The sequence below is a fragment of the bacterium genome (assembly GCA_030697645.1).
In the GTDB taxonomy this organism is placed as follows: Bacteria; Patescibacteriota; Minisyncoccia; order Phycocordibacterales; family VMGT01; genus JAUYPI01.
Genome location: JAUYPI010000003.1, coordinates 1 through 26,502 on the forward strand (window position 1 = coordinate 1; position 26,502 = coordinate 26,502).

Sequence of the window (26,502 nt, forward strand, 5' to 3'; positions counted from 1 at the left end):
TCCGATTCCCCATAGGTCCACTGATCAACAATAAATGTTTATATCTATGTAAATCCATGAAAGAAACAAATTATCTTTTTAAGAGTTTTATAAGTGCCGGCGGCGTTTTCGTTTATGTATCGGCCGTGGTTTGGCAATGAAACTGTACAAAAGTAAAAAAAGGTTGGTATAATATTACCGTTTTTATGAATTTACCAAATCACATTGTCGTGGTTCCCGATGGTAATCGGCGTTGGGCAAAAAAGAGGGGATGGCCTTCCTTTTTTGGCCATCGCGAAGGGGCTAAAACAACCGGAAAAATTTTAGAAGCCGCTCTTGACTTGAAAATTCCGTATTTTACTTTTTGGGGGACTTCGCTGGATAATGTTACCAAAAGGCCGTCGTCGGAAGTTAAATTTCTGCTGAATCTTTTTGAACGGGATTTTAAAAAACTGATTAAAGATAAAAAAATTTATCAAAATGGCGTGAAGGTTAATGTTTTTGGCCGCTGGGAGAAACTATTTCCTGAAAAAACCAAAAAGGCCATAAAAGAGGCAATTGAAAAAACTAAAAATCATAAAAACTGTCAACTGACTTTTTTACTGGCTTATAGCGGCGTTGACGAAATGGCAAGCGCAATCCAGAGGATTGCTAAAATAAAAAATCAAAATGCAAAAATCAAAATTGATGAGAAATTGATTAAAAACAATCTTTGGACAAAGGATTTACCGGCCGTTGATTTAATGATTCGCACCGGCGGTGAAAGGCAAGGGTGGTCGCATTTTTCCAGCGGTTTGATGATGTGGGACATGGCCGACGCGCAATTTTATTTCACCAAAAATCTTTTTCCGGATTTCTCGGTGGCGGAATTTAAAAAAGTTATAGCGCAATACAGCCAAACCAAGAGGAAAATGGGAGCATAAAGCAGAGAGTCAGTTTGACAAACTTTCCCGATCCTCTATCATTTATTATTAGAAACCTTGAAAGGGGGTGGGGACAATGAGAAGGATTCTCATCAAGGTTTGGCAGGGGGAGTTAAGTCCCAAACAAGCTCTGAAGGAGCTTGAAAAAATGGGATTTAAATTTGCTGCCGGTAAAGAAAAGAGGGGGCTGGAGGTACTTACCGCCTTAAAAAAAAAGGAGGTCAATGTTAATGAAGCCGAAGAGGAGATTGCGCTTCTTGAATGTGTTGGGTGCCAGAGAGAAAAGGATCTCTGCCAAATCTAGAATCTCCCTCAAAAAGCCCGCCGAAATCTTTTAAAAAAATAAAAGAAAGTAAGCGGGCTCACCTATTTAGGTAGGCCGCGGTAGCTTAATGGTAAAGCAGGTGCCTGAAGAGCATCTGAAGGCAGTTCGATTCTGCCCCGCGGCACCACAAACGAACTGAAAGGTTTTTTAGAAGCCCAAAGGTGGGACGCGCGAAGCGCGTCCCACTGATTTCCCCCCATTTTTCCAAACGAATTCGGAGTCCCGCCTTCGGCGGGACGGACTGTTTTTTCGCCAAGAAGCAGGTTCGAAATCAGAAGCAATTTTGACATAGTATTTGCTTTGAATACAAAAAGAATTTTTGTCCTTTTTTCAAAAGTGGTATACTAACTTTGCGCACAATTATTATTAGTAAATCAGCAGAAATGGTTGTGCTAGAACAATTTTGATTTACGTTGAAATTGTGCGCCTAGTACAACCATTTCTGCTTTTGTAAATATATGTCACAAAAATTCTTTTTGTATGCTCGCAAGAGTACCGATGTCGAGGACAAGCAAGTTTTGAGCATTGATGCGCAAATTACGGAATTGCGCGCTTTCGCCAAAAATGAAAAGTTAGAAATCGTTGAGGAGTTTGTAGAAAAGCGTACGGCGAAAATTCCAGGTCGTCCCATTTTTGGCGAAATGATGAGGCGAATAGAGAAAGGTGAAGTGTCTGGGATTATCAGTTGGCATCCCGATCGTTTGGCGCGCAATTCTGTGGACGGCGGACAGATTGTGTACTTTCTCGACATCGGAAACCTTGCGAGCCTCAAATTCCCTAGCCATTGGTTTGAAAACACGCCACAGGGCAAATTCTCGCTGTCTATGGCATTCGTACAAAGCAAATACTATGTTGATTCTCTTTCCGAGAACACGAAGCGTGGACTTCGCCAAAAAGTGAGAATGGGGATATTCCCAAGCCAAGCGCCAGTGGGTTATCTGAACGACAGTAGAACAAAGACGATAGTGGTGGAAAAGAAAAAATCTCGTATCGTGCGCTTGGCTTTTGAGAAATACACGAAAGGAAATATGAGACTGGAAGATGTTTCAAACTTTTTGGCGAAGAACGGAATCAGTACGCGTTCCGGAAAGAGAATCTCAAAAACTAGAGTGTCTTTCATTTTGTCCAATCCGTTCTATGTCGGACTGTTTAACTACGCAAAAGAATTGCACGAAGGAAAACACGAGCCAATCATTTCAAAGAAACTTTTTGATGAAGCACAAGAAATTTTGAAATCTCGCGGACAACCAGAGCGTAAACCACAAAACGAACCTCAACCTTTTTGCGGACTTATTTCTTGTGCTTCTTGTGGAATGATGATAACTGGCGAACACAAATTCAAACGGCAGAAAAATGGAAATGTCCACGAGTATATCTACTATCACTGCACAAAAAAGCGAAAAGTTTTTAAGTGTCCCGAATCTGCCGTTAGAGAAAAAGAATTGGATCGCCAGTTATCATCCCTAATCAAAAAAGTTTCTTTGCCCAAAGACTGGGCGGAGGAATTATTGAAAATGGCGAACAATGACCACAAAAATTCCGCCCAGTCTTTGACTGCTTGTGTGAAAGAGAAAGAGGAAAAGATTTCTTCTTTGTCGAAAAGGTTAGAGCGACTTCTTTCGGGTTATCTCGACCAAGATATTGAAAAGGAAATTTATCGTGTTGAAAAAGGAAAATTGATTTTGCAAAAGAAGTCGCTCGAAGAAGAAATCACTAATCTTTCACACAAGCAGAATGATTGGCTCGAACCGTTTACCGAGTGGCTGAAAGACGCACAATCATTGGACAAAATTGCTTCTGATGATGACCTTTTTGCGAAAAAGGTCAAAGCCAAAGAAATCTTTGGCTCGAACCTGCTTCTTGGCGAAAAAACAGTCCGTCCCGCCGAAGGCGGGACTCCGAATTCGTTTGGAAAAATGGGGGGAAATCAGTGGGACGCGCTTCGCGCGTCCCACTTTCTGGCTTCCAAAAAGCCGTTTAGTTCGTTTGTGGTGCCGGAGGTGGGACTCGAACCCACAAGCCTTTCAGCATGCGATTTTGAGTCGCACGTGTTTGCCAATTTCACCACTCCGGCGCGAGGTTTTTTGCGGGCAGATCTACCAATGCCGCCACCCCGGCGCTGTGCAATGTACGGATTAGTGGTTTCAGTATATATGCTCCGGTGTATTTTTCAAACTCTCTATTCAAAGTAAAGAAGGCCCCCTGTCGCAGAGGTCTGCGACAGGGGGCGAAGCGTGGCTTATGTTTGGACCAAAGGTGCCGCAGTGCGAATCGGCGCTATCGTGTCGAAAATAATTTCACGATGGGCGGTCCATGTTTCTCGTATTGCCTCGGGCGTCCCAATACCGGCGGCGCATGGGCCGCACGGGCCGAACCAGTGGTTTTGTGGCGCGCCGGTGGTTTTGGCTCGTAGGCCGACGTAGGTTGTTCCATTCGTCGTGTGTCCGAGCATGGTGTTCAGAAACCCGTGCTCATTTGAAACAATCGCCGCAGCGAGGCGTGGCTTAATGTGCTCAATGATGCGGAGCAAAAGCTCGATATGCTGGTCGCCGTAGGTAGTGATGATCTGTAAGGGCCCAAACAACTCTTTGGTAACCAGATCAAAATACTTGGGCAGCTCTAAGCGGCGAAACGGGACAAAGATCGCCGTCGGTTCGAACGCGCCATACGTATTCGGTATGGTGTGGTTTTTGAGCCGTTTGCCACCCCAGAGAATGTATGTGCCGCTTAATTTGAGGATTGCGGCGATGTGCGCCTCCACGTACTCGTTTGTCACTGAGAGCAGCGGGCCATTGGTGAGGTCGGAGAGCGTCCGTGTGCTCGCACGGATTTGCAGTGCGTCATAGAGCCGGTATGCCTTCTCGTGGACAAAGAGCAACGATTGCGCAGAGCATTTTTGCCCTGCCGCCGCGTATGCATCCTGATCACACTGCCAGGCGACGTATTCGAGCATGTCATCGCTCACATCGCGTCCTATGACTTTCGGGTTGAAGCCGGAGTCCTCGAGCTTCACTCTGCCTCGAAGCTTTCGCATGAGAGCCGCGCCGACCGCGGATGAACCAGTGAACTGGCACAGAGCAATGTGTTGCTCTGCGGCGTCAATAAACGCAGCCATATGCTCGCCGCTGCAATGGATGAGATCGACGTCGTGTGCGGACAAGCCACAGGCGAGCAAAAGCCGAATGAATTGTTCCGCAACGATTGAGACCTTCAGATCCGCCTTCAGGAGCGGTCGGTTTCCAGCGAGGAGCGCTCCGACGACTTGAAGTGCGGGGATCTCGAGCGGGAAGTTAAACGGCGTGATAATGACAACCGGACCAAGCGGCCAGCGGTACCCATTACTCTCCTGCCCCGCGTGATTGCCGGGAGTGGAAAATCCTCGGCCGAAATGAAAACGAGGATTATCGCCGGCAAAATTGTAGAGAAAGTCTCTCGTTACCTCTACTTCCCCCATGCACTGCGGGAGTGATTTTGGCATGACACGCTGTATGAGCCGCGTGAAGAAATATGCAATGTCGGGATCGGCAAGCGCTCTCGCCGCTCTACTGCATACGAGCCCGAGCCCGCGGTAGCGTTCCACGTTGCGAAACGGATTGTGAAGACCGTAAGACGGACAGGACCGAAGGCCTTCTATAAAACTTTCGAACTTCACCGGAGGCGTGTCGGGGATGCTGATCATGCCTGCTCCGGTGAGCGGGTCCGGCATGAGGTGCGTGAGTGAATTTTCAACGAACCAGAACTTTCCTTCTGAGAGGTTCATGGCGAATGCGGTGCACCCTGTCGCTTTGTGCCGCATCGTATCCGGATCAAGTGTTGCAAACGATAGATCCATCTTTCTTCCTCCTCATATCTTACGAATGTGCGTGTTTTGCCGAGGCCGTCGGGCGGGGCGGTGTCGCTGTAGCTATATGAGCATAAAATCCCCTTGTGCGCAATAGACTTCTTCGGAAACTCCTTACATCGTATAAACGTGGTATAATGTAGACATGCCGCAAAACGAGTCTCGATGTGCGAAGTCGTTTATCAGTCATCAGTCTAGCAAAAGTTTTTTCAAAGAATAAAAATATGAACTCGAAAGGCGCAATCACTACCGTCGTAGTTGTTGGGGTCGTGCTGCTTGTCGGAGTGGCGGGCTTCCTTGCGTTGAGAGAACGGGCGTTGTCGCCCGTGCCAGCCCCTTCACCGACTCCAATGCCTACTCCAATCCCGACACCAACCCCTGCTCCGACACCTACTCCCATACCAACCCCAAAGCCTTCCCCATTACCTAAACTGGCGGCGTTTGAAGACCAGATCACCCTCACGGTTGGCGAGAGAGTAAAATTTAGCGATGGCTTGGTCGTGACGCTTCTCGAAATAAACGATTCGCGTTGCCCAGCACCACCAGTAGTTTGCGTATGGGAGGGCGAACTGGCGCCGGTGTTGCGCGTCACGGGCGGCACTATAGGTAAGGAGGTCAAGGAAGTCCGCCTCGGAACCGTGCGCGCAAAGAGTGTCATTGAAAACGGCTATGGATTTGTATTGGATGGTGCAACCATGACGATGGCAACGGTCGCAGTAACAAGGAAAGAAGGAGACGTATCTTTGCAAGAAGGAGAGCGGGAGGGTCCGTTTTTACTCGAAAAAATTTATCCTGACCACGTCACCGGCCTCAATTTTCTGGAGTATCCTGTAGCGACCAACGTCGGGCACCCTCTCGCTCTGCGGGTCGGCGAGAGCGCGAGTAACGGCTGCACCGTAACGCTCACCCTCACTCGCATAGAAGGCGAGACTGCCACGTTCAGCAAGGAAACGGATTTTGACCGGCCGTGCCCGATATGCCTTGCCGGCGCTACGCTGCTTGATACGCCATCGGGATCAGTGACAGTGAAAGATGTACACGTCGGCATGCCGATATGGACGACTGATATGAATGGCCATCGCGTCCCCGGAGTCGTGATCAAGACTTCGAAAACGCCGGTGCCGCTCACACACCTGATGACCCATTTAGTTTTGAGTGACGGGCGAGAACTCTTTGTCTCCTCCGGACATCCGACTACTGACGGGCGCGTCGTCGGCGACCTCAAGGCCGGCGATGTGTATGATAGTGGCGTCGTAGCGAGCGCTGAGCTCGCTCAGTACGGCGAGAGCGCAACGTATGACATCCTCCCCTCTGGAGAAACAGGCTTCTACTGGGCGAGCGGCATTCTCCTCGATAGTACGCTGTATTAAAGCAGGTGCTTCGTACTGTGAATTACGAAATTGTAAGACATTCGGGTCCCCCGTTCCAGTCTGAATTTCGAAATTCCAAAAAACCCGTCTCCAAACAAATCTCAATACTTAAAATCCAATCTCCAAACACGACGTGCGTGTTTGGAGATTTGATGCATTGGAATTTGAAATTTGGTTGGAGCTTGTTGGTTGGAGCTTGGAATTTATTTGTTTCGGATTTTGTGTATCGAATGTTTACGTCGGCAATTTCGTTATTCACAGTAGGGTAGATTAGAGCGGAGCATGGCGGTACGTTTTTACACCCCGATGAGGACCGGGATGACCATGGGTCTCTTGTTCGTTTTCTGGAAGAGGAAGCGGCCGACGGCGTCGGTCACGGCGCCGCGGATGTAGTCGAAGTTGATCGGGCGCATATTCTCGGTTGCGTCCTCGATCGTCTTTTTGATGATGAGCCGCGTCTGGCCGAGGAGCTCCTGCGACTCGCGGAGATAGACGAACCCGCGCGAGACGATGTCCGGCGACTTGCGGAGCTTGCCGGTCTTCGGGTTCACGCTCGCGATGATGACGAACATGCCTTCCTCGGCGAGCATCTGGCGGTCGCGGAGCACCACCTCCTGCGTGTCCCCGATCGAGAAGCCGTCAACGAGGATGACGCTCGAGGGCGCCTGCTCGCGACGCACGACGATTTTCTCCCCGCGCTCGATTTCGATCACCATGCCGTTGTCGGGAATGACGACGCTCTGCGGCTTCATGCCGCGCGCCTCGGCGATCGCGGCGTGTACGCGGAGCATGTAGTGGTAGCCGTGAATCGGGATGAAGAATTTCGGATTGATGCGGTTTTGGATCCAGATCGTCTCCTCGCGATTCGCGTGCCCGCTCGCGTGGACGTCCGCGACCTGGTAGTGGATGATCGCCGCGCCCTGGCGCGAGAGGTTGTCTTTGAGCTTCTGCACCGCACGCTCATTGCCCGGGATGATCGAGGAGGAGAGGAGGATCGTGTCGCGGTTCGTAATTTTGAAGAATTTGTTCGTCTTGTTCGCCATGCGCATGAGGGCCGCGAACTCGTCCCCCTGCGCGCCAGTCGCGAGCACGACGATTCGGTCTGGCGGGAGCTGCTCCATTTCGGGAGCGCTAATCAGGGTGCCGGGGCGGGTTTTGAGGAGCCCGAGCTCTCGCACGATCTCGACGTTCGTCTTCATGCTCCGGCCTTCGATCACGACTTTTTTATTGTAGCGCTCGCAGATTTCGACGATCTTGATGATGCGCTCAAGCTGCGAGGCGAAGGTACCGATAATGAGCCGGCTGGGAACGTTTTTGATAATCTGTTCGATATTTTTGTGGACAACCGGTTCTGGTATCGAGAAGCCCGGCCGCTCGACGTTCGTCGAGTCGGACATGAGAAGCAGGACGTTCATATTTTTGAAGACGCTGTATTCTTTTTCTTCTTTCTCGCTCGGTACGCCATCGAGGTGGTCAAGCTTGAGGTCGCCGGTGTGGACGATCGCGCCGTAGGGCGTTTCGATGATAATGCCCATCGCGTCGGGGATCGTGTGGGTCACCGAGAAGAACCGCACCTTGAGGCCGCCCAGGGTAATGGATTCTTCCTTCTCGACAACGCGGATATCGAGCGGCGGCAGATGCGGAAATTCTTCCTGGCGCTTTTTGATCATTACGGTCGTGAGGAGTCGGGAGTAGATCGGGGGATTACCGATCTTTTCGAGAATGTAGGGGATGCCGCCGATGTGGTCGAGGTGGCCGTGGGTGACGAGGATCGCGCGGATTTTATCTTTGCGCTCTTCAAGGTAGCTTGCATTCGGCAGGATGTAGTCAATGCCCGGCGTATCGTCGTCACGGAACTGCACGCCCGCGTCAACGACGATGATATCGTCGCGGAATTCGATGAGCGACATGTTGCGCCCGATTTCCTCGACGCCGCCGAGGGGAATGATGCGCACGGTGTCAGGCGCCGGCGGGGGGATTGGCATACTCCGCGAGCGCGACAAGCCGCGCCGCTCGAGGCGCTCGCCGCGCCTGTGCTCTCCGGTCTGCCGCACGAGGCGGCGCGTCTCGCGCGGTGGGCCGCCGCCTGCCGCTCGCCGCGGGGCGGGCCTTCCCCCTTCGGGACGGGGCGCGTGGCGCGGAGCGCGGTGATCGAACCGAGAGCGGCGGCGGGCCTGTCTCCCGCCGCCCGGTCCCCGTCCGCCGCTCTGCGGCGAAGAGGAGGGGCGGGAGTTGTTTGGGTGTGTTGGGTTCATAAAGGGGTCAGATTTTTGATTATAGTTTTGGTTTTTATAAGCAATGACATTATAACAATTTTCAAATTTTCAATTTTCAATCAATTTTCAATTACTCAATTTTCAAACACGACGTCGCCGCAACTCAGTCATTGAAACATTGAAAATTTATTGAAAATTGATCCTTGAAAATTGAAAATTCGCATGAGTAAGAATCTCCGTTCTCTGAGACTGCTAGAGGCGGTTCGACCGAGAGCGCCTACTGTGCTTTGTTGAAGAACGGCCACACTTTTTCGCGTTCAACATACCAGTCTTTAACCTTGAGAAAGCGCTCGGAGGCCACTGTCATGACCCCGAGCTCGAGTCCGCCGAGCCGCTCGGGGACGACATAGATGAACTCGGGCGCATAGAGAAAAATGGCGGGCAGATCTTCTTCGACCTCGCGCTCGAGAGCGCGATAACGCTTGATCCGTTCCGTGTTCGCGGAGACCGTGCGCGCTTCCTCGAGCAGTTTGTCTGCCGTGAGGTTCGTGTACAGAGCGACATTGAGTCCGGGGTCCGCGCGCTGCGATGAGTGCCAGAAGGGGTAGAGGTCAAGGTCGCGGCCGATGACCTCGCCGAAGAGAAGCGCGTCATACTCTCGCGGACGGATGACGTCGTGCTGGAGCGCGCTCATGTCAAAGACGGCGAGCGTGACGCTGATCCCGAGCCGCTCCCATACTTCTTTGATATAGAGTGCGGCGGCTTTGAGCTCTGCGCTGTCCGCGGTTGCGAGCGTAAAAGCAAGCGTTTTCGTTTCTTTGCCGATGCGTTTTTCGAGTGCGTTAGTTTGGGTGTTTTGTTTCCAGCCGGCGCGCTCAAGTATTTCTCGCGCCTCGGCGAGGTGCTCGTCCGGCGCTCGGCGCGCCATACGCTCACTCCGGTCCGCGCCACGCTCTCCATCACTCGCGCTCCGGTGCGGCTCTACCTCGTCCGCAAGACTCGCGAGTAGCCCGGGCGGGATCGGACCCTCTGCCGGAGAGCCGTAGCCGCGGAGCACACGCTCGATGAGTGCCGTCTTGTCAATGGCTGCCGCAAGCGCGCGGCGTACCGCCGCCTCCGAGAACACCGGAGAGCGGTTTTGGTTGAGGAAGACGGCAAAGAGGCGCGGGAGCGTCGAGAGCTCAATGCGAACCCCTGAGGCGGCGAGCCGCTCGGCATAGAACGGCGGCACACTCGTGAGCGTGTCAACATCGCCCGCAGTGTAGGCATCGAGCAGCGCGGCTTCATTGGGGTAAAAAAGGAACTTGATAGTTTCAAGGTACGGCGTGCCGAGCGCATAGTCCTCGAAGCCCTCGAGCGTGTAGCTTTTTGGGACGCCGTTTCGATCGCGGTCAATGCGGCGCAGCCGAAACGGCCCCGCGCCGACCGGCTCGCTCATGAGGGTACTGAAGAGAAACGTGTCCGGGTCGAACTCTCTCCAGAGGCGCGCGGGGAGAATCCCAAGCGTGAGTGCTTCCGGAAACGGCGCATAGGGTTTCGCGAGCGTAAACCGAACATGTCGCTCATCGAGCGCTTCAACCTGGACACCCTCCCAACTCCCCCGCTTCGGGCTCTTCAGCCGGCTGTCTTGCGCCGCAGCGACGGTGAAGACCACATCCTCGGCGCGCACGCTCGATCCGTCGTGGAATCGGGCGTCTTCGCGGATCGTAACGGTGTAGGAGAGGTTGTCGTTTGAAATCTCATACGACTCGGCGAGCTCTGGGGCGAGCGAGCCGTCCGGAAGGGGCTTCAGCAGGCCCGCGTAGAGGAGCGCCGTGAGGTCGCGCTCCGGCTCTGAGAGCGCAAAGAGTGGATTGATGAAGCGCGGCGTGCCGATGAGGCCTTCCCGGAGCGTGCCGCCCCGAGCGGGTATCTCCTCGAGAAGTACCTCATTCAGCCGGCCGAGCGCGAGGAGCGACGTGCCGGCGAGGAGGAGCGCGAACACCCAAAAACAGACTCGCTCCAGGGGCGAGAAATTCTTGCGAAGCCGCTCGAGATAGGCAAGCGGCGCTATGGAGAAAGTGCCGGTTCGCACAAAGTGATAGTGTCAGGGCGCGGGCAACGCTCTATGGTAACCACTCGCATCTTTTATTTTTGTGCTCGTGCTTCGGTGTTTGGAAATGGTGTCGCCTCGTTTACGAAAAACACAGAACTCGGCCTCCCTTTGGTCGGCCTCAGACAGCTGTGTTTTTCTACTCGGCTCGCCATTTCCTAAACACCTCTCGCAATGCACAAAAATAAAAGGCGCGAGTGGTTACGCTCTGTGGCGTTGCCGCACCCTATTTTCCGTGCGGTTTTTTTGTCCCGCTAGACTTCTCTCAAAAAGAAGAAGTCTTACTGATGCAGGAATACTGCCGTGAGCGCGGAGAGAAAGAAAAACGATGCGAAGACGATGGTGAGATAGAAGAGCGTTTTTTCAGCGCCGCGGCGGGTATGAAATCCCACATCCGTGCCAGCTCCGCCGAGCACTTCAGAGAGCCCTGCGCCAGTCTGCTGAAGCAGGATCGTTGCGATGAGGAGGACGGCGACACCAATCTGGAAATACGGCAATCCGGCCGTAAGCGCAGTCATGTGTTTCTATTTATACCGCAGAGCGCCGTTTGTAGCAAACATTGACTTTAATAATTTTTGTGGCGCAGACTACACATATGCGCACCCCACTCCACGGAAATGGGCCTGACCCCATTTCGCCATTCTGACCCCATTTCGCCATTTCGACTAATTTTTTATCATAGTTGGTTATTTTTTAATTTTTTCAAGACCTTTTTTAAGATATGCTTCCATCCTCTTAACATTTTCCTGGAGTTGCTTCAGCGCATAGGCGTCATCAGCGCTCGTCGGAGTCTCGGACGCTTTGGATAGCCGCTCGACATCGTCCATAATCAATGTGAATATTTTTGTGACCTCGGATTCGACGAGCAACACTCGTAAAGAAATTTTCTCCTGCCGTCTTTTATAAAACCAAATTCCTCCGCCAAACCCTGCTATGAGAATAAAGAGAAGAAGCACCGCCGCGCCGCCTTTCCCGAGCTCTAAGAACCCGATCTGAATAATCGGTTTACTCTTCACTTTGATCGGCGCTGAATCCACAATCAAACTCAACGCGCCTCGCGCATCTTTGCTTTGGGCTGTTGCGGTATAGCTCCCATTTTTGAATGCTTGGTCAATAGTAAACTCCCAATTCCCTTTCTCGTCGGTGCGTGCCGTCCCCTCTGCGACGAGCGCCTCTTTTCTATACACCCGAAGAAGGACGTTAATCGCCGGCAGGGCAGTCCCTTTTACGGTCAACCCTTTTTCTTCATCGGAAAACAACTCCTTGGTAACAAAGGTAATGGTTGGAGACGCAATAGGAATCGTTTGGAGCGTCACGCTATCCTCAATGCCATTGTCCGCCTCGTCAACCGCTCGTACACTGATGTGCCGCGTACCGGGAGTTTGTAATGGCAAGGTAAAACTGCCGTCAAATTCTGCTGCGGGGATTTTCAGTACAGCTCCATCCCCTACTCGTATCTGATATTCTTTAAGACCGGATAGGGCGTCGCTCGTTCTAAATTGAAGTGTGGGAGCCGGGTTGTCGGTTGCCTCACCTTCAACAATGGAGAGCTCAAATCCAAGCGGGGGCTCGGTATCAATGGCTAAACGGTGATGTGCTGTCGGCCCCCAGCCGACATCGTTTCGAAAACGGATATGCAGATACCACACGCCATCCGAGAGTGAAGCAAACGTTTTATTATCAAACAGACCTTCGGATCGTTCGGGCGGGATAGAGTTTGGATATTTATTGAGCGCCGTGCTCACGCCGGAGATATCAAGCGGCACATCCCATCGTACCGTAAACTGCGCCACCAGATTATACCAGCGGTTCTCTTCGGGGTAGAGCGGAATTTTGAGCGTGGGCTTCAGGGGCAATTTCCCCGAAGGCACGGGTTTCCGGACAATTTGTTCGGGCTCCGGAATTTTTTGTTGCACCGCCGGAGCCTCGGGAGGCTTTCGCTCTGCCTCCGGCGTCTTCGGGGTAACCCTCTCGGGAATGACCGCAATCGCCGCATCATGCACCTTTGATAAAATATTGGTTCCACTCCCGTCTGATGCGGTAATTGCGGCATCGCTCGCTGAGAGAGTGCCGGCGCCGCTCCCTTTGGCGGTGAATATAACTCTCAAAATCTGAATGGAGCTGCCGGAAGCGCCGTACGGCGTTCCGCCAACAAATGAAATGGCCCCGTCGGTATTAGAAAAGTTTGGCTCCTCAAGCCAAAAGCTGAATATCGAACCGGTTTTATCCACAGAAACGACTTCAAGAATATCTTTCGGAAAACGAAGGACTGCTTGCGCGGCATTGAGACTCACCCCCTCGCTGTCAGTTTTAAGATCGACGGTGAGTTTTTCTCCCATGCCAACTTCGGAACTCGGCGGCGCGATAAAAAGAGTTGCCGCTTCTGCAACGAAAGCACGCGACAAGGCGCCAAGCCCCCATGCCACGAGTACAATAAGTAAAATTTTAGTTTTCATGTTATGACTACACGTAACTCCTCACACTCGTCATTGCGAGCGGAGCGAAGCAATCCAGAGTATAAGTCTATAGTCCCCCTGGATTGCTTCGTCGCTCCGCTCCTCGCAATGACGAAATTTGCCAAAGTTTAGTAAATACCTTCATCGTTTTCGTATATTTCGAACGAAAATACTAAAATCGGAAATATCAATGGCGCCGTCTTCATTCAAATCAATTAATCGGCGAGACCCCGCGTCTTTTGAGGCCCATCGAGACAGAAAAATACTCCAGTCCTTAATATCAACCCGACCGTCGCCGGAGAAATCCGTTTTGGGAACGGCAAGGCGCGACACGACTAAGTTTTTTGTTGGTGAAAAATCGCTTTCTTTCTCCTCTTCTTTCTCCCCCCGAGAGAGCAGTTGCTTCACCCGTACCCGATGCGAGCCAAATTCAAGCATGCTGGTCGGGGCCGCTACCGTATAGGAACCGTCGTCTGCTACTCTGACTTCTTTTTTAATTGTACCATCCATTTCAACGACGACACTGCTTCGCGGCGACGCGAATCCGGTAATAGTTGCCTCATCCCCTCGCGTCACCACGGAACGGACGAAAGCAACGGTCGGTGGAACAACGATGTCTTTTTCCACCAAATCGTCGGCCAGCGTATTCACATTAAAAAACTTCGTTTGCGTCGTCCGGCCTTCTTTGTCTTTAATCAGAAGGCCGAAGCTATGCTGACTTTTTAAGACTCCCACAAAACTCGTATTAAAAGAACCGTCATCGTTTGTAATTACGTCTTGACTCACGATTGTCTCGCGGTGGCTATCCTTATCAACAACGAACACCTGTGCACCCGGGAAGGCCTTCCCGGAAAAACTTATCGTTGTAGGCGTCACTCCCCCGGATATCGGCTGAGAAGGGGGTGGCTGAATTGTTAAAGTCGGACATGCTTCATAGGCATCAAGAGTAGCAGCGTCGTTGGTAACACGAAAGCTATAGGTTCGGCCGAGTGGGACATCGTCTGCGGCTTTCAATGACCATTCGTATTCCGTGGATTGGCCCTTGAGCATGCTCTGGGCTGACGCTGGATTTGTTGACTCAAGAATCTTTCCAGCGACAAAATTGAGGCCGCCTACCAGCTGTTGCGTAGTCGGAGCACTATCATCAAAATTCGTAGACGCCATGAGATTAAAACTGGCGCTTGCGGGAGTAATAATTGCCCAACTGCCTGTAGTACAATCGATTCCTTCTTTAAATTCTACACGAGGCGAGATAGTACCATCAGCGGTGCCGAGTTTGATGGCAAAACGAAGACGAAACGGCGTCCCCTGGGGTACATTTGTAATGTTCGTATTCTGGCTTACATTTTCAGCCCCATAACCAGTGTCGGTGATTTCAGATCCGTCATCATCTCGAAACCAAAATTTCTGTTGATTCCACGATGGTGTTCCACCACCGCCGCCACCACCACTACCTGTTGAAAAGATTGTGGTTTGTGTAGAACTCACATCGAGCCCAGTTGTTTCTGTATCGGAGAGCGAAAGTGTTACGGTTTCGGCCACGAGATCATTGATTTGTCGCGTGCCAACCCCATTCACGATATCCACCACACCTCCACCGGTTGCCGAACCGCCCGCAACAAGCGTGACGTCGCTCTGGTATCCGGTATCTACCTGATTATTCTGTTTTCGCGCTTCAACGGTGACCGTAACCGGCACGCCCGCGGTACTATCATCGGGATTAACAATAAAAAATTTTACTGCTACGCTCGGAGGAGCGGCTACTGCCGCGACCGGTAGTAAACAGAAAAGCAACAAAAATGGTACAAAAGGCAATCGCATAGTGGGGCTAACTTTGGATCACACGCAAAAGCACTGGTATTCCGTCATTGCGAGCGGAGCGAAGCAATCCAGAATATCATCTGTGGCAAGACTTGTCTGAAGAGGTTTAATCCTGGATTGCTTCGTCACTCCGCTCCGCTGCGTTCCTCGCAAAGACGAACGTGAGTCAGAACCATGCTTTTGCGTATGATCCGTACTAACTCTTGACCGGCGGAGTTTTTACCGCTTTTTTCCCCTCCAGATACGCTTTGGTTTTTTCAATCACCTCCTCAATCGGGTGCTGGGATTTTACAAAATAATCATCCGCGCCGAGCGCGAGCGCCCGTTTGATTTGTGTGTCATCGCCAAGATTGGAAAGCACGATAATCGGAATCAGCTTCCAGTCCGGATTTTTCTTCACTTCTTCCAACACATAAAAGCCGTCCTTTTTGGGCATCAAGAGATCGAGCAGAATGATATTCGGCTTCATCTTTTTTATATGCTCCACCGCTTCTTCTCCGTCTGCCGCCGTATCCACACTACAGCCCTCGGATTCGAGATTATCCTTCAGCGCCCGCATCAAAAACTCTTCATCTTCAACGATTAATACTTTGCTCATACGTTTAGGTTGTAGATTTTAGCTTCGGAACGCGTAAATAAAATATCGACCCTTTGCCGGGCTCCGATTCAAGGAGAATTTTCGCCCCGATTTTCTCCGCGAGCATTGAGGCGACATATAGGCCCAACCCAGTGCCATCGGGCTTGAATTTTTTGGCATTGGACGCGCGGTAAAATTTTTCAAAGATGCGCCCCTGCTCGTCGTTGGGTATCCCGATGCCGCTGTCTTTCACGGAAAATACCACACTCCCTGTTTCTTCGGTGACGTCAAAAAATATATCCTGCCCCCGCTCGGAATAATTGATTGCGTTTACGATAAACGTCTCAAGAATGGAGCGCAGCATCTCCGCGTCAGTCTCGACAACGGTCGTGGCGAGATTTTTCACGTCCGCGTGAAGCCGCACCCCTCTCTGCTCGGCGACAGGCGCCGTCGCGAGAGAAACGTCTCGAGCGAGGCGCGCAAGGGAAATCGCTTCTGTTTTCATCGCGACGTCGCCGCCCTCGATACGTAAGGCGTTCAGCATGTCAAAGACGATTTTGAGCGCGCGCTCGTTCAATTGGTAGATTTGATCAAGATATTCTTGCTGTTTTTGATTTACAGTACCGAGTATCTTTCGATCGAGCGTTTCAACGAACCACTTGATGCCGGAGAGCGGCGTTCGCAGTTGGTGCGAGGCAAGAGCAAGAAATTCAGTTTTCATGCGATCAATTTCCTTTTCTTTGGTAATATCGCGAAATACTTCAACGGCGCCTATAATTTTTCCGTCTAAAGTGACGGGGGTGACAATACCCGACGCAGGAAACCTGGTTTTATCTTTGCGAATATAATACCAACTACTACTACTACTACTAGTAGTAGTAGTTCCCACCAATGCCTGCGTTATTGCTCTTTCTTGAGGCGGCACCAAATTCCCGGCTTCATCTTCTTGTGGCACTACTTCAACCATTCGTTTCCCCGCGATTTCCTTTTCACCCCAGCCGGTGAGCGCTTCAAAAGCTTTACTGATGAAAAGAATATTTCCTTCCTTATCGACTGCCACAAGTCCCTCGCCGATGCCTGACAAAATTGCCTCATCTTTGGCTTTGGTATTATCCAGCGCTTCTTTTTCAACTTGAAGGTCTTCGAAGACGTTTTTGGCGGCCGTCCTTGCATTTTCCAAATCCTCCTCTATCTGCTTTCGGTCAGTGATATTTTGCAACACTGCCACAAAAAATCCTTTTTGGGGACTATACGCCGAAACCAAAAACCACATCGATAACGGTTTAACGTATATTTCGAACCTCTTTGATTTTCCAGTTAAATAAAGCCGGCCGTAAATCTCAAACAATTCAGGATTAGACGCGCGAATTCCCGGAATTATCTCTGATATTTTCTTTCCTGTAACATTTTTCAATCCCGTCAGATTTTCATAATTTTTATTAACCCTTAAATGGATCCAATCTATCAGGTTTCCTTGCATATCAAAAATCATTTGGCAGTAAGCCAAACCGTCAAGCATATTATCAAAAAGCGACTCATAAAAGACGCTGGGATCTTCGGGTTTCATTTTTTGTCGGCCATTTTTATGATTACCATTGTGATTTTTCCGGTTCCATTCTTGCCGTTGCCGTTTTTAACTCACTGCCGCTTCAGAATTTCAATTTCTTTTTTAAGCTCCGCCATTTTCAATTCTCTACCAACCATACTTTTATTTGTCTTCTCTAATTCTTTAATTTTATCAGTAAGTTCTTCTGTTTGTTCTGCCACTTTTTTCTCCAGTTCATTTGTATAATCGTCTAATTTTATTTCAAGCTCCTTTCTGACAGTTATGTCTTCAATGGCTAATATGATCAATTGCACCGAATCTATCTGCATGGCGTTGAGCAGCATTATTTTTTGCCCGATTGTTTCAAACTCATGCCTAACCTCATAATCTTTTACAACTTTTTTATTAGGCAAAATGTCTTCCAGCAATTTTTTCAATTTAGGAATATTCCATTGGCCATTTCCTAATCCATAAAGAGATTTGGCCTCTGTTTGTTTTTGCGAGACCTGAAAGGTTTGGTAAAAAACTGGGTTTGCCGAAATCACCACAAGATTAGAGTCAAGAATTAAGAATGCCTCTCTGGAAACATCTACCAGTGTTTTCATGTAATGCAAGGCAAGTTCTTTGTTGTCTAATATATTTTTATTATTTTCCATATTTTTAGTTTTAATCAAACAATTCCTCGCAGCTCTGCTGCGAGGTCGTACAGAACTCGAACGAAGTCACAGCCAGAAAAAAATTATGAGCGAAGCTCCTTTAGATACCTCGGAGCAGAGCTCCGAGGTAGTTCATTTTACTTTTTAGCTAAGTTTATTTCGACCTTTATGCCCCCGTTAGAAGTACCGGCTTTCTATTTTCCAATAGGGCGATAAAACAAAAACACGCGGCCAAAAAGCAGCATGTAAAAACTTTCCTCTAAACGGAGGATCAGAGAGAGAGAGAGAGAGAGAGAGACGAAACCCGTGCCAAATTTTGATATCCAGTGAGCATAAGTTTATGATACCATCAACTTGAAATGTTACCCACATCATTGTGGATAAAATCTTTATTCCCCGTGTTATACGGCGGGTCAATGTAGATGACATCCATCTTGCCTTTGTGGGTATAGTTGAGCACCGAGAGGGCGTGGTAATTCAGTTATACCGTCGCAGCGTGCTGCACGGTTCGTGATTGTTACCGTATATTTCACGAAGAAGATAAAAGAAGGTGAAATCGTATGGCAAAAAAAATAAACAAAAAAGTAACGGGCATTGCTCCGATTCGGGTGTGCTACGATTCTTTCGGGAACACGCTGAACGTATGGTTTGACGATCCGGCAAAAGAGCATATCTCTGAAGAGGTGGGAGACGAAGTGATTTTGAACAAAGATCGTCGCGGGCGGGTTATCGGTTTTGAAAAGCTTAATTTTTCTCACTTCACCGGCAGCCTCACGAAGCTCCCCATAGAATCTCGTGCGTGGTAGACGAGAGACGACATGTCGCACCACCAAGCGTGGTTCACGCCGGGCGGACTTTGAGTTTTGTTTGCCGGTCTTTGTCGAGTTTGGGCAATTTTATAATGAGGAGTCCCTGGCGCGACATCGCTTCGGCCGAGTCGGGGTCCACTTCGGCGGGGAGAAGCACGGTGCGTGAGAACGTGCCCCAGTAGAGCTCGCGGTGGAGATAGTCATCCTCGGAGATCGTGCGGGCCTCGGAGCGGCTGCCGCGGATCGTGAGCATGTCGCGCGTGATGACGATATCTATCTCATCAGGCTTCACACCGGCGACCATGGTCTTCACCACGATATCGGAGGGCGTTTGGTAGACGTCAACGGCGAGCTGGCCTTCGCGCGACTCCGCAAGGAGGTCGGCCGCGTTCTCGCTGTCTGTGTCGAGCGTTGCCTTGTTTTTCCCGATTTCGTTCGCGCCAGCGAGCCCCATACGCTTCGCGAGTGGGACGGTGCGGCCCTCGTCGTCCTCGTTTATTACCTTGTGTCGTGCGCCGGTGAGGCGCTCAAGAAATGATCGTTTGGACATTTGTTTACGAGATATTAGGTTTTAGGTTATAGGCCGCTAGGTTCTACGCTCCCTTATAGGCTCTCGTTTTATCGTCAAAACCTAACACCTATAACCTAGCATCTAGTTAATAACTGCTAACAAGGTCGGCGAACGCTTGCTGCTTACTGCATACTGCTTGTTGCACGTTTTCATCCTCTCCGTTTTATTTTCTCAAACAGGATGATAAGCCCAACCATACCTGCCCAGACTGACGCGAAGACGGAGAAGAGGGCGGAGCCGTTTGAGGTGATTATAAGGAGATTGAAGAGCGCATGCAAGATGACCGCGGCGAGGACCCCGACGAGAAGGTAGTGGTGTCGGACGCTCCGGTGGCGGTGGAATGAGAGCGCGAGCGCGCCGCCGATTGCTGCGGAGGAGAGCGTGTGGAGGAGGGTCGCGCCGATGAAGCGGAGGTTCCCGGTCACGAGCCCGGCGAGGAACCCATCCTCCGTGAGTGGACCGATGAGGAAGAAGGCGTTTTCAAGCGCCGCAAACCCGAGCGCGGTCGTCATAAGGTAGATCAGCGCATCTATCGGCTCATCAACGTAGCGACTCCGGAGGACGAGCACTGCCGCTAGAGCGTATTTTGCGAGTTCTTCTATGACGGCCCAAAGTATGATAGTAGTGCTCGACGCGCCGTAGATGCTCCACACCCAGCGCTCCAGGGGGATCACGAGCGGCACCGCGAGCATCCCCGCGACGAACGCGAGCGCAATCATCCCGCGCGGCTCCGGGCGCTTGCGATCTTCATGGCGCCAGAACCAAAGCCAAAAGAGGGCAGGGAGGAAACCGCCGAGGGCGGCGTACAGAATGGTTGTTAGGTGCATGTTTTTGGTACTAGGTGCAAAGTGCACGGTACACGGCGGGAATTACTAGTATGCATCGAGTGTTGCACCTTGCACTGGGCACCGTGCACCTGGTGTTTACTTCGGCCATCGTTCTACGAGCAGCAATTTCTCCTCGCCTTCGCGCCTCGGTATGATCTGCCAAATCGCCTCGGTGAGAAAGGGCATGAATGGGTGGAGGAGGATGAGGACTCGGCGCAGGAGGGAGTCGAGGAGTAGCGCCGCCACACGCGCATCCTTCGCGTCCTCTCCCCTCAGGCGCGGCTTCGCCTCCTCTATAATTTTATCAGCAAACGTGTGCCAGACGTAGTGGTAGAGCTTCTCCGCGGCGACGTGAAGTCGAAAGTGTTCCATGTCGTCGGTAACCTCGCGCGAGAGCTCGTCAAGCTCGCCGAGGAGTTTGTTGTCGCCCTCGTCTGTATCTTGTATTTTGTATCTTGTATTTTGTATCGTTCCTTCGGCGTTCTCAACAACAAACCGCGCGATGTTCCAGAGCTTGTTTGAGAAATGCTTGTACCCCTTTATCTTATCCTCGGCAAGCGCGAGCGAAGTGCCTGGAGTGTTACCAACAATGAGTCCCATGCGGAGCGCGTCGGTACCATATTTTTCGGTGATGGTGAGGGGATCAATGACGTTGCCTTTCGATTTGCTCATTTTTTTCCCATGCGCGTCAAGGACGAGCCCATGGAGATAAACGGTGCGAAACGGGACCTGGCCCGTCACATAGAGCGAGAGCATGGTCATGCGCGACACCCAAAAAAAGATAATTTCTCCCGCAGTTTCAAGCACATCGGTGGGGAAGAAGGTTTTGAAATCGCTTGAGTCCGGGTAGCCGAGCGCCGCGAACGGCCACTGGCCTGAAGAGAACCAGGTGTCGAACGTATCGGGGTCTTTTCGTACTGCTCCGCCGCAGCGTGGACACACCCCGATGTTTCCTTCGAGATCAACGAAGCCATCCTCGCAGTGCTCGCAGAGCATAGCGGGGATCGGGATGCCCCAGACGATTTGCCGTGAGATATTCCAATCAATGATGTTCTCGAGCCAGTGGAGTACTATCTTTTTATAGTAGTCGGGAATGAAGACAACTTCGCCGCTTTCGATCGCCGTTCTCGCGCGCGCGGCGAGCGGTTGCATGCGTATGAACCACTGCGGTTTTATCTGCGGCTCAATCGGCGTGTCGCATTTGTAGCAGACACGCACCGTGTGCTTATAGCTCTCGTCGACATGGTCGAGCAGCCCTTTTTGTTTTAGTTTCTCAACGATGAGCGGCCGCGCCTTTTTGATGTGCATGCCAGCGAATTCTCCGGCGATGGGAAGCAGCTTTCCGCCCCAATCGATGACTTGCTCCTTATCGAGCCCGTGCCGCTCGGCGATCTCAAAGTCGACGGCGTCGTGCCAGGGAGTGATGGTCATGACGCCAGTGCCGAAATCTCGGTCAATAGCAGTGTCCTTGATAACAGTCGCCCTGACCGGTCCATTGATCCACTCGAGCTCCAGAGTCTCGCCATCTCGGTAATTCCGGTAGCGTTCATCATCCGGGTGCATAACCACATATTTGTCGCCGAACTTCGTTTCCGGCCGCGCGGTGCCGATCGTAAACGGCCCGTATTTGAGATAGTAAAATGCATCGGTGCGCTCTTCGTCCTTGATTTCAAGGTCGGAGAAGGACGTTTGGTGCTTCGGGCACCAGCTTACGATCCGCTTGCCGCGGTAGAGGAGCTTGTCGTCGGCGAGCCTTTTGAATGTCTGGTAGACGGTGCGCACGACATCCTCGTCCAAGGTGAATTTCTCGCGGGACCAGTCGCATGAGGCGCCGAGACGGCGTACTTGGCCGTTGATGTTCGCGCGGTTGGCTTGGGTGAACTCCATGATTTCATCATAGAGTTTCTGCGGCGGCATATCGAAGCGGGAGCGTCCTTCTTTTTCGAGTTTTTTTTCGTACACCACCTGCGTTTCAAATCCCGCGTGGTCATTGCCCGGGAGCCAGAGCGCGCGCTTGCCACGCATACGCTCGTAGCGCACGAGAATGTCCTCGATCGTCATGACGAGTGCATGGCCCGCATGGAGATTACCGTTCGCGTTCGTCGGCGGCATGATGAGCGTAAACGCCGTATCGCGCCCGCCCGGGAGTTTGTCCGGGTTAAAGAAACCGCTCTCCTCCCACCTCCGGTAGAGTGCCGCCTCCCACTCGCGGTGATCGTATGGCTTTTTAAGCCGCTCGTCTGCCATAGGCATTATCATACAAAGATCGCCCGTACGCCGCAACGGATCGGATCGGCTTTGCGTACCATGCTCGCGCGGCGATCCTATTACACAGTACTACACGGTAATGACGCCGTGAGGGCCTTTTTGTGTTGCATTTGCAATAACACTGCGATCGCTTTGTTATTGCAAATGTACGATTACGATAAAGATTACGGTTCAACAACTGGATTGCTTCCCGCCATGCTTTGCTCTGCACTGTCTGATGTAGGGCTTCGCTCGCGGCTTCGGCCAAATCGCTCGCAATGCATTAAATGACGGGCGTGAGTGATTACCGTGTGCCGTTTGAAGTTTGACAAGACGCCTTTCTTTGCTAGGATGAATGTTGAGCTCGTCCACGGGCGGGCTTGTTTTAGTATGTCACGGTCGCTGAAGAAAGGTCCCTATGTGGACGCGAAGCTCCTGAAGAAAATCTCCGGCAAGAAGCCGGAGGACTTCAAGCAGCCCGTCCGCACCTGGGCGCGCCGGAGCCAAATCAGCCCCGAGATGGTCGGGTTCACGTTTGGCGTGCATAATGGACGAGAGCATATACCAGTATTCGTGAGCGAGGAGATGGTGGGGCAGCGGCTCGGCGAATTTTCGTTGACGCGCAAGTTCGTGCGACACGGCGGCAAGATGCAGAAGGAGATCGAGACCAAAAAGAAAGAAGCCGAGCTCGCCGCGGCAAAAGCGGCGAAAGAGCCGGCGGGAGTGAAGAAGTAGTGTTTATTTTAGGGATTAGTAACTCGTCACTAGTAACTAGGGACTTCTTCTGTATCGGTTCTCGTCGCTCGTTTCTAGTTACCAGTTACTGATTACCAGTCCCTCGTTTTATGAGAGCCACCCTCAAAACCTATCGTCAGTCGCCGCGTAAAGTGCGACTTGTTGCTGATACAATCCGAGGCAAGCGGGTCAGCGAGGCGCTCACCGTGCTCTCGTTTCTTGAGAAGCGCGCGGCGGCGCCGATCAGAAAATTGCTTGAGTCCGCGGTTGCGAATGCGCGGCAGAATTTCGGCGCTGATCCCGACGGGCTTGCCGTCCGCGAGATCACCGTGAACAAGGGCGCGGTTCTCAAACGCTCGATGCCTCGCGCGCGCGGCAGGGCGACGCCGATTCGTAAGAGAACCTCGCATATAAGTATTACTTTGGGCGAATGATTTTTAAGTTTGCAGGGTTAGGTTATAGAGTCGAATTTTCAATGTACAATTTTCAATTTTCAATCAATTTTGCAATGACTCAATTTTCAAACACGTCGACGTTTATCCGTCGCTCGTCGTCGAAACATTGAAAATTGATAATTGAAAATTTCAACGTATGTCTCACACCGTCCACCCCTACGCCCACCGCCTCGGCATCATTCGCGACTGGAAGTCGCGCTGGTGGGCGTTGGGTGAACAATACAAAACGCGTCTCCGGGGCGACGTGTTGCTTCGCGAGTATCTTGAGAAGCGCCTGCGCGGGCTCTATGTGAGTACGATTGAGATGGAGCGCGGCGCGCACATGCTCCGCATCATCGTGAAAACGACGCGCCCGGGGCTCCTCATCGGCCGCAGTGGCGAGGGCGCGACGCGCCTTCGCGGCGACATCGTGAATTTCCTCAAGAAGCGCCGCGGTCTCCTTGAGAGCGCGGGAGACATCAAACTCGACATTGAGGAGGTGCGCTCGCCGGAGTCGAACGCGAAAATCGTCGGCTACATGGTTGTGGACGGCCTCGAGAAGCGCATGCCGTTTCGCCGTGTGCTCAAACAAATCGTGGAGAAAGTGATGGCGAATCGGGATGTACTTGGCGTGCGCATAAAGCTCTCCGGCAGGCTCGGGGGTGCCGATATGGCACGGCAGGAGGACGTGCGTAAGGGTAGGATTCCGCTTCAGACGTTTCGCTCAGACATAGATTTCGCTCGGCTTCGAGCTACGATTCCGCAGGGCGATATCGGTGTGAAGGTGTGGATCTATAAAGGAGAGGTGTTTCAGAAGTAAAGTAAAGGACGTGAAGATGGTGATGAAAGAATTTTCAATTTACAATTTTCAATTTTCAATCAATTTTGCAATGAATCAATTTTCAAACACGACGTCGTTCGTCATTGAGTCATTGAAACATTGAAAATTTATTGAAAATTGAAAATTGGGACTTGAAAATTTTCGACTATGTTGTTTCCCAAAAAAGTAAAACATCGTAAGTGGCAGAAACACCGGCGTAATCTCTCGAAGGTTGGCGTCGCCTCGCGTGGCACGACGGTCGCATTCGGGTCGTGGGGCTTGCGCGCGACGAGTTACGGCAGGATCCGTTCGACGCAAATCGAGGCGGCGCGTCGCGTGCTCTCGCGGGGCGTTGCGAAGTCCGGCCGGGTGTGGATCCGGATATTTCCGGACCGTCCGTATACTGCGAAGCCCCCGGAAGTAGGCATGGGCAAGGGAAAGGGCGACCCGCAGGGCTTTGAAGTCGAGGTGCTGCCCGGACGGATACTCTTTGAGATAGATGGCCTTGCGCGCGAGGCGGCGCTTGATACGCTTCGTAAGGCCGCGAGCAAGATGCCAGTGAAGACACGGGCAGTGAGTGCGTAGTCCTTTACTTTATGAAAAAAGCGACGTATAAAGATATATCCGATGTCGATCTCGCCAAGGCTCTTCGCGAGAAACGCGAGACGCTTCGCGCATTTCGTTTTGCCTCCTCGGGTGCCAAGGTGAAGAATGTGCACGAGGGACGGAATGTGAGGAGAGATGTGGCGAGGATATTGACGGAGTTGGAGCGCCGTTCCACTAGTGGGGTGCGTGGGGCAGCGTAATTTCCAATTTTCAATTTTACAATTTTCAATCAATTTTGCAATTACTCAATTTTCAAACACGACATCGTTCGTCATTGACTCATTGGAGCATTGAAAATTTATTGAAAATTGGAAATTGGAAATTGAAAATTTTTAGCGGCGATTACTTTTAGAGATATGGTAACTTCTAATATAAAGTCCCATGTTAGAGGCGGCAGGGTGCTACGCGGTACCGTTGTCTCCGACAAAATGCGCGACACCGTCGCGGTTGTGGTGACGCGCTACGTGAAGCACCCGCGCGTCGGCAAGTATGTGCGCTGTCGGAAAAAGTATCTCGCGCATGATGCAGGCAACACGCATCACACGGGAGATACTGTCACCATACGGGAGACCAGGCCCCTGTCTAAACGAAAATCTTTTATCGTTGCCCCGTAGGGACTCGTAATCAGTAACTCGTAACTAGCAGCCGGCAATTTGGCGTGACTGTAACAATAGCAAGAGGCGATGTCGCCCCTAGTTACCAGTTACTAGTTACGAGTCCCCACTTACATGATCCAGCCCCAAACCATCGTCACTATAGCGGACAATTCCGGCGGCAAGATCGGACGCATCTTCAAGGTGCCCGGCGGATCGCGCCGCAGGTACGCGCGTCTCGGGGACGTGGTCATTCTCTCGGTGCAGGTCGCGGAGCCGCGAAAGACTGTGAAGAAGAAAGACATCTGCCACGCGGTCGTCGTGCGGCAGCGGCAGCCCTTTCGCCGGAAGGATGGTTCGTACGTGCGTTTTGATGACAACGCCGTGGTGCTCATTGAGAAGGGCAAGCTCGAGCCGCGCGCGAATCGCATCTTCGGCCCGATGCCGCGGGAGCTTGCGGAGAGGGGATACCAGAAAATAATATCTCTTGCCCCCGAGGTGGTATAGTTTGGGAATTTTCAATTTACAATTTTCAATCAATTTTGCAATGGCTCAATTTTCAAACACGACATAGTCCGTCATTGAGTCATTGGAGCATTGAAAATTATTTGAAAATTGCAAAATTGAAAATTGAAAATTTTTAGCGGCGTGGGAACCCATCGTCATGAAACTGCATCGTGGTGACAATGTCATAATTATTTCCGGCAAAGACCGTGGTCGCACCGGCACGGTAACGCGCGCGCTTCCTGCGAGCGAGCAGGTGATTATTGACGGCCTCAATATGCGGAAGCGTCACCGCCGTCCGCGTCGCGCGAATGAGAAAGGGCAGATTGTCGATCTTGCGCACCCGATTCATATCTCGAACGTGATGCTTGTTGACCCGAAGACAGGGAAGCCTACGCGGGTGGGGTACAGGATGGAGGGAGGAAAGAAAATAAGGTTCGCCAAAAAAAGTGGAGCCGCACTCATCTGAATAAGCGTAAAGCGCAAAGCGAAAAGCGCAAAAAAAAACAGTAAAAAATTTCAAGCTCCAACCAACAAGCTCCAAACAAATTTCA

The 26,502-nt window shown here is 51.4% G+C and carries 24 protein-coding genes and 2 tRNA genes; 13 read left to right on the top strand and 13 right to left on the bottom strand.

Features of this window, described 5'->3' with window-relative positions; translation table 11 throughout:
- Positions 1-185: 185 nt before the first annotated feature.
- The 3 genes from uppS (at position 186) to Q8R39_00390 (ending at position 1,354) form a co-directional block, all read left to right on the top strand.
- Entirely contained in the window at positions 186-902 is a 717-nt protein-coding gene (gene uppS, locus Q8R39_00380; protein ID MDP3734873.1) for a polyprenyl diphosphate synthase, read from the top strand.
- A 76-nt stretch (positions 903-978) separates the two neighbouring features.
- The gene (locus Q8R39_00385) at positions 979-1,206 is read left to right on the top strand and encodes a hypothetical protein (protein MDP3734874.1); all 228 of its coding nucleotides are present in this window, start codon (positions 979-981) and stop codon (positions 1,204-1,206) included.
- Positions 1,207-1,280: 74 nt separating this feature from the next.
- A tRNA-Phe gene (locus tag Q8R39_00390) sits at positions 1,281-1,354 on the top strand.
- A gap of 1,862 nt (positions 1,355-3,216) precedes the next feature.
- Here Q8R39_00390 and Q8R39_00395 read toward each other — a convergent pair.
- Both Q8R39_00395 and Q8R39_00400 read right to left on the bottom strand, forming a co-directional pair.
- Positions 3,217-3,301: transfer RNA gene (locus Q8R39_00395), tRNA-Leu, on the bottom strand.
- 165 nt (positions 3,302-3,466) lie between these two features.
- A complete protein-coding gene (locus Q8R39_00400) occupies positions 3,467-5,059 on the bottom strand; it encodes an aldehyde dehydrogenase family protein (GenBank protein MDP3734875.1) in 1,593 nt (530 codons plus the stop codon).
- Between the two features lie 233 nt (positions 5,060-5,292).
- Between Q8R39_00400 and Q8R39_00405 the strand changes: the two genes are divergently transcribed.
- On the top strand, positions 5,293-6,438 hold the full coding sequence (locus tag Q8R39_00405; protein MDP3734876.1) for a hypothetical protein: 1,146 nt from the start codon (positions 5,293-5,295) through the stop codon (positions 6,436-6,438).
- A gap of 296 nt (positions 6,439-6,734) precedes the next feature.
- Here the strand turns inward: Q8R39_00405 and Q8R39_00410 are convergent, their stop codons facing one another.
- The 8 genes from Q8R39_00410 to Q8R39_00445 form a co-directional block, all read right to left on the bottom strand.
- Positions 6,735-8,693, bottom strand: coding sequence for a ribonuclease J (locus tag Q8R39_00410; protein ID MDP3734877.1), 1,959 nt, complete (start codon positions 8,691-8,693; stop codon positions 6,735-6,737).
- A gap of 238 nt (positions 8,694-8,931) precedes the next feature.
- Positions 8,932-10,728 (bottom strand): ABC transporter substrate-binding protein, encoded by a 1,797-nt coding sequence (locus tag Q8R39_00415; protein ID MDP3734878.1) that lies wholly within the window; start codon positions 10,726-10,728, stop codon positions 8,932-8,934.
- Between the two features lie 299 nt (positions 10,729-11,027).
- A complete protein-coding gene (gene secG, locus Q8R39_00420) occupies positions 11,028-11,264 on the bottom strand; it encodes a preprotein translocase subunit SecG (GenBank protein ID MDP3734879.1) in 237 nt (78 codons plus the stop codon).
- 168 nt (positions 11,265-11,432) lie between these two features.
- Positions 11,433-13,202 (bottom strand): Ig-like domain-containing protein, encoded by a 1,770-nt coding sequence (locus Q8R39_00425; GenBank protein ID MDP3734880.1) that lies wholly within the window; start codon positions 13,200-13,202, stop codon positions 11,433-11,435.
- Positions 13,203-13,343: 141 nt separating this feature from the next.
- A complete protein-coding gene (locus Q8R39_00430) occupies positions 13,344-15,023 on the bottom strand; it encodes a hypothetical protein (protein MDP3734881.1) in 1,680 nt (559 codons plus the stop codon).
- Between the two features lie 196 nt (positions 15,024-15,219).
- Entirely contained in the window at positions 15,220-15,621 is a 402-nt protein-coding gene (locus tag Q8R39_00435; protein ID MDP3734882.1) for a response regulator, read from the bottom strand.
- 4 nt (positions 15,622-15,625) lie between these two features.
- Positions 15,626-16,828 carry a PAS domain-containing sensor histidine kinase gene (locus Q8R39_00440; protein MDP3734883.1) on the bottom strand — a complete coding sequence of 401 codons (1,203 nt, stop codon included), beginning with the start codon at positions 16,826-16,828 and terminating at the stop codon, positions 15,626-15,628.
- Between the two features lie 410 nt (positions 16,829-17,238).
- The gene (locus tag Q8R39_00445; GenBank protein MDP3734884.1) at positions 17,239-17,802 is read right to left on the bottom strand and encodes a PAS domain-containing protein; all 564 of its coding nucleotides are present in this window, start codon (positions 17,800-17,802) and stop codon (positions 17,239-17,241) included.
- Positions 17,803-18,395: 593 nt separating this feature from the next.
- Here Q8R39_00445 and Q8R39_00450 point away from each other — a divergent pair.
- Positions 18,396-18,608 carry a DUF2283 domain-containing protein gene (locus tag Q8R39_00450; protein ID MDP3734885.1) on the top strand — a complete coding sequence of 71 codons (213 nt, stop codon included), beginning with the start codon at positions 18,396-18,398 and terminating at the stop codon, positions 18,606-18,608.
- A 34-nt stretch (positions 18,609-18,642) separates the two neighbouring features.
- On the opposite strand, the gene Q8R39_00455 is transcribed toward Q8R39_00450, so the two are convergent.
- The 3 genes from Q8R39_00455 to Q8R39_00465 form a co-directional block, all read right to left on the bottom strand.
- Entirely contained in the window at positions 18,643-19,161 is a 519-nt protein-coding gene (locus tag Q8R39_00455; GenBank protein MDP3734886.1) for an Hsp20/alpha crystallin family protein, read from the bottom strand.
- A 170-nt stretch (positions 19,162-19,331) separates the two neighbouring features.
- Positions 19,332-20,009 (bottom strand): PrsW family glutamic-type intramembrane protease, encoded by a 678-nt coding sequence (locus tag Q8R39_00460; protein MDP3734887.1) that lies wholly within the window; start codon positions 20,007-20,009, stop codon positions 19,332-19,334.
- Positions 20,010-20,105: 96 nt separating this feature from the next.
- Positions 20,106-22,268 (bottom strand): valine--tRNA ligase, encoded by a 2,163-nt coding sequence (locus tag Q8R39_00465; protein ID MDP3734888.1) that lies wholly within the window; start codon positions 22,266-22,268, stop codon positions 20,106-20,108.
- A 378-nt stretch (positions 22,269-22,646) separates the two neighbouring features.
- On the opposite strand from Q8R39_00465, the gene rpsS reads away from it, so the two are divergent.
- The 8 genes from rpsS to rplX all read left to right on the top strand — a co-directional run bounded on the left by rpsS (position 22,647) and on the right by rplX (position 26,417).
- The gene (rpsS, locus tag Q8R39_00470; GenBank protein MDP3734889.1) at positions 22,647-22,991 is read left to right on the top strand and encodes a 30S ribosomal protein S19; all 345 of its coding nucleotides are present in this window, start codon (positions 22,647-22,649) and stop codon (positions 22,989-22,991) included.
- A gap of 110 nt (positions 22,992-23,101) precedes the next feature.
- Positions 23,102-23,425 (top strand): 50S ribosomal protein L22, encoded by a 324-nt coding sequence (gene rplV / locus Q8R39_00475; GenBank protein MDP3734890.1) that lies wholly within the window; start codon positions 23,102-23,104, stop codon positions 23,423-23,425.
- 157 nt (positions 23,426-23,582) lie between these two features.
- Entirely contained in the window at positions 23,583-24,245 is a 663-nt protein-coding gene (rpsC, locus tag Q8R39_00480) for a 30S ribosomal protein S3 (protein ID MDP3734891.1), read from the top strand.
- 168 nt (positions 24,246-24,413) lie between these two features.
- On the top strand, positions 24,414-24,830 hold the full coding sequence (gene rplP, locus Q8R39_00485) for a 50S ribosomal protein L16 (protein MDP3734892.1): 417 nt from the start codon (positions 24,414-24,416) through the stop codon (positions 24,828-24,830).
- Positions 24,831-24,841: 11 nt separating this feature from the next.
- Positions 24,842-25,051 carry a 50S ribosomal protein L29 gene (gene rpmC, locus Q8R39_00490; protein ID MDP3734893.1) on the top strand — a complete coding sequence of 70 codons (210 nt, stop codon included), beginning with the start codon at positions 24,842-24,844 and terminating at the stop codon, positions 25,049-25,051.
- 156 nt (positions 25,052-25,207) lie between these two features.
- The gene (gene rpsQ, locus Q8R39_00495) at positions 25,208-25,465 is read left to right on the top strand and encodes a 30S ribosomal protein S17 (GenBank protein MDP3734894.1); all 258 of its coding nucleotides are present in this window, start codon (positions 25,208-25,210) and stop codon (positions 25,463-25,465) included.
- 114 nt (positions 25,466-25,579) lie between these two features.
- Positions 25,580-25,951 carry a 50S ribosomal protein L14 gene (gene rplN / locus Q8R39_00500; GenBank protein ID MDP3734895.1) on the top strand — a complete coding sequence of 124 codons (372 nt, stop codon included), beginning with the start codon at positions 25,580-25,582 and terminating at the stop codon, positions 25,949-25,951.
- Positions 25,952-26,108: 157 nt separating this feature from the next.
- Complete coding sequence (gene rplX / locus Q8R39_00505) at positions 26,109-26,417, top strand: 50S ribosomal protein L24 (protein MDP3734896.1); 309 nt, start codon at positions 26,109-26,111, stop codon at positions 26,415-26,417.
- Positions 26,418-26,502: the final 85 nt, after the last annotated feature.